The organism is Rhizobacter sp. P2_H2, from assembly GCF_056403375.1.
In genome coordinates this window covers 1-3,494 of sequence record NZ_JBFUFP010000569.1, presented here as the reverse complement: position 1 = coordinate 3,494, position 3,494 = coordinate 1, and the positions used below count along the sequence as shown (strand labels likewise).

Below are 3,494 nucleotides of genomic sequence, written 5' to 3'. Positions count from 1 at the left end.
GTCAATGGCCCAGCAGGCAAAGCCGTGCAGGTAGCGCAGGCTGGTCACCAGGCAGAACTCGCGCAGCGCGCCGAAACGCCGCTGCTCTTCCAGCGTCACCGTGGCCCGCGTGGCATCGGCCCGCAGTGCCAGCACCAGGTCGTCGGTCAGCAGGCGGTGGTGGCGGCACCAGCGCTTCAGGGCCACGCCCAGCGTCGGCGCGGTGATCGAGGCGCGGCACAGCATGCCGTAGCTGCCCCAGGGCAGCCTGCGCGAGAACCAGCCGAGCGCTTCGTCGTCGAGCTGCTGCATCGCGAAGCCGCACAGCGCCTCCATCTGCGCGGCGGTGATCAGGCCGTCGGCGCGGCGCAGGTCGGCTGGCGTGATTTGTGCCTGCTGCAAGGCCTCGCGCGGGTCCTCGCCGTAGCGCTCGTAGGCCAGCACCACGGCACGCACGAAGGCCATCGGCGTGGCGGCGGTGCGGCCGCCGCGCAGCGGGACGGGAGCGGATGACGGGGTGCGAGGCATGCCCGCAAGTCTGGCACGATATGCAACCTGCATGGCCGCCGATGCGGTCGGTGGCTGCGTATGCTGCGCAAGCCTAGACTTCGCCCAGCGCGGCACCGGCGACCGCGCGCCCAGGAGACCTCATGCCCGCCCTCGCGTCCAAGCTCAGCCCCCGTTCGGAAGACTTCAAGGCCAACGCCGCGGCGATGCGCGTGCTGGTCGACGACCTGAACGCGAAGCTGGCGCGCATCGCGCAGGGCGGCGGCGACGGCCCCCGCGCCAAGCACGTCGCGCGCGGCAAGCTGCTGCCGCGCGACCGCGTCGAGATGCTGCTCGACCCCGACACGCCCTTCCTCGAAGTGGCGCCGCTGGCCGCGCTCGGCATGTACAACGACGACGCGCCGGGCGCCGGGCTGATCGCCGGCATCGGCCGCGTCTCGGGCGTCGACTGCATGATCGTCTGCAACGACGCGACGGTGAAGGGCGGCACCTACTACCCGATGACGGTCAAGAAGCACCTGCGCGCGCAGGAGATCGCGCAGGCCAACCGGCTGCCGTGCATCTACCTGGTCGACWSSGGCGGCGCCAACCTGCCGAAYCAGGACGASGTSTTTCCMGACCGCGACCACTTYGGCCGCATCTTYTTYAACCAGGCGMAGATGAGTGCGCACGGCATTCCGCAGATCGCCGTCGTGATGGGCTCGTGCACCGCCGGCGGCGCCTACGTGCCGGCGATGAGCGACGAATCGATCATCGTGAAGAACCAGGGCACGATCTTCCTGGCCGGCCCGCCGCTGGTGAAGGCGGCCATCGGCGAGGTGGTCAGCGCCGAGGAACTGGGCGGCGGCGACGTGCACACGCGCCTGTCCGGCGTGGCCGATCACCTGGCGCAGAACGACACGCATGCGCTCGCGATCGCGCGCACCGCGGTCGCCCACCTGAACTGGCGCAAGGATCCGGCGCTGCGCTGCATCGCGCCGCGCGCGCCGCTGTTCGATGCGGCCGAGCTGCACGGCGTGATCCCGACCGACACGCGCAAGCCGTTCGACGTGCGCGAGATCATCGCGCGCATCGTCGATGCGAGCGAGTTCGAGGAGTTCAAGGCGCGCTACGGCACGACGCTGGTCACCGGCTTCGCGCACATCGACGGCATGCCGGTGGGCATCGTCGCGAACAACGGCGTGCTGTTCTCCGAATCGGCGCAGAAGGGTGCGCACTTCATCGAGCTGTGCTGCCAGCGCAAGGTGCCGCTGGTGTTCCTGCAGAACATCACCGGCTTCATGGTGGGCCGCAAGTACGAGGCCGAGGGCATCGCCAAGCACGGCGCGAAGATGGTGACGGCGGTGTCGACCGCGCAGGTGCCCAAGTTCACCGTGATCATCGGCGGCAGCTTCGGTGCCGGCAACTACGGCATGTGCGGCCGCGCGTTCGACCCCCGGTTGCTGTGGATGTGGCCGAACGCGCGCATCTCGGTGATGGGTGGCGAGCAGGCCGCGAGCGTGCTGGCCACCGTGCGGCGCGACGGCATCGAGGCCAAGGGCGGCAGCTGGAGCGCCGAGCAGGAGGCCGCCTTCAAGCAGCCGGTGCTCGACCAGTTCGAACACCAGGCGCACCCGTACTACGCGAGCGCGCGGCTGTGGGACGACGGCGTGATCGACCCGGCCGACACGCGCCGCGTGCTGTCGCTCGCGATCAGCGCGAGCCTGAACGCACCGATCCCCGACGTGAAGTTCGGCGTGTTCCGGATGTGAGGGCGCCACGATGACCACCACCCTCGACATCCGCCGCGACGGCCCGGTCGCCCGCGTCTGGCTGAACCGCCCCGACGTGCGCAACGCCTTCAACGACAGCGTGATCGCCGAATTGCGCGAGACCTTCACCGCGCTCGGCGCCGACGCCGACCTGCGCGCCATCGTCCTCGGCGGCCACGGCAAGGCGTTCTGCGCCGGCGCCGACCTGGCGTGGATGCGCGCGATGGCTGACTACAGCTGGGAGCAGAACCGTGCCGATGCGCAGGCCCTGGCCGACATGCTGTGGGCGATCTACAGCTGCCCGGTGCCGGTGGTCGGCCGCATCCACGGCGACTGCTATGCCGGCGGTGTCGGGCTGGCCGCGGTGTGCGACGTGCTGGTGGCGTCCGACGCGGCGGCCTTCTGCCTCAGCGAGGCCAGGCTGGGCCTGCTGCCCGGCACCATCAGCCCCTACGTGATCCGCGCGCTGGGCGAGCAGGCCTCGCGGCGCTACATGGTGACGGCCGAGCGCTTCACGGCGATGCAGGCGCAGGCGCTCGGCTTCGTGCATGAGGTCTGCGTCGCCGACGCGCTGGACGCCCAGGTCGACGAGATCGTTGCGGCACTGGCCGCCAACGGCCCGATGGCGGCGCGTGCCTGCAAGCAGCTGGTGCAGGACATCGCCGGCCAGCCGATCAGCGCGGCCTTGCGCGAAGACACCGCGCGCCGCATCGCCGACATCCGCGCGAGCGACGAGGGCCGCGAGGGCGTGCAGGCCTTCCTGGCCAAGCGCAAGCCCGCGTGGCTGGAGCCGGGCTGACCCCGCCATGAACCTCGACACGCCGCAACTGCTCGCGATCGCCGCCGCGCTCGGCTGGGCCAGCGGGCTGCGCCTGTATGCGGTGCTGTTCCTGACCGGTGCGGCCGGCGCGCTGGGCTGGATCGAGCTGCCGCACGGGCTGCGCCTGCTGCAGCATCCGCTGATGCTGGGCGCGAGCGGGGTGATGCTGTGCGTCGAGTTCTTCGCTGACAAGATGCCCGGCGTCGACAGCCTGTGGGACGTGCTGCACACCGTGCTGCGCATCCCGGCCGGCGCGGCGCTGGCTGCCGCGGTGTTCGGCGCCGACCAGGCCACGTGGGCGACGATCGCGGCGGTGCTGGGTGGCGGGCTGGCGGCCAGCAGCCACGTCGCGAAGGCCACCACGCGCGCGGCCGCCAACACCTCGCCGGAGCCGTTCTCGAACATCGGCCTGTCGCTGCTCGGCGACGGGTTGGTGC

At 71.2% G+C, this 3,494-nt stretch carries 4 protein-coding genes; 3 read left to right on the top strand and 1 reads right to left on the bottom strand.

The genetic code is table 11. The annotated features are described in order from the left end of the window. The coding region (locus tag AC1D15_RS22635) for an AraC family transcriptional regulator (protein WP_477827737.1) at nt 1–507 on the bottom strand (507 nt) is incomplete at its 3' end. A 122-nt stretch (nt 508–629) separates the two neighbouring features. On the opposite strand from AC1D15_RS22635, the gene AC1D15_RS22630 reads away from it, so the two are divergent. The 3 genes from AC1D15_RS22630 to AC1D15_RS22620 form a co-directional block, all read left to right on the top strand. After that, nucleotides 630–2,237, top strand: a complete 1,608-nt coding sequence (locus AC1D15_RS22630; RefSeq protein WP_477827736.1) for a carboxyl transferase domain-containing protein — start codon at nt 630–632, stop codon at nt 2,235–2,237. A gap of 10 nt (nt 2,238–2,247) precedes the next feature. After that, nucleotides 2,248–3,036, top strand: coding sequence for an enoyl-CoA hydratase/isomerase family protein (locus tag AC1D15_RS22625; protein WP_477827735.1), 789 nt, complete (start codon nt 2,248–2,250; stop codon nt 3,034–3,036). A gap of 7 nt (nt 3,037–3,043) precedes the next feature. Beyond that, on the top strand, nt 3,044–3,494 hold a 451-nt coding region (locus AC1D15_RS22620), incomplete at its 3' end, for a DUF4126 domain-containing protein (RefSeq protein ID WP_477827734.1).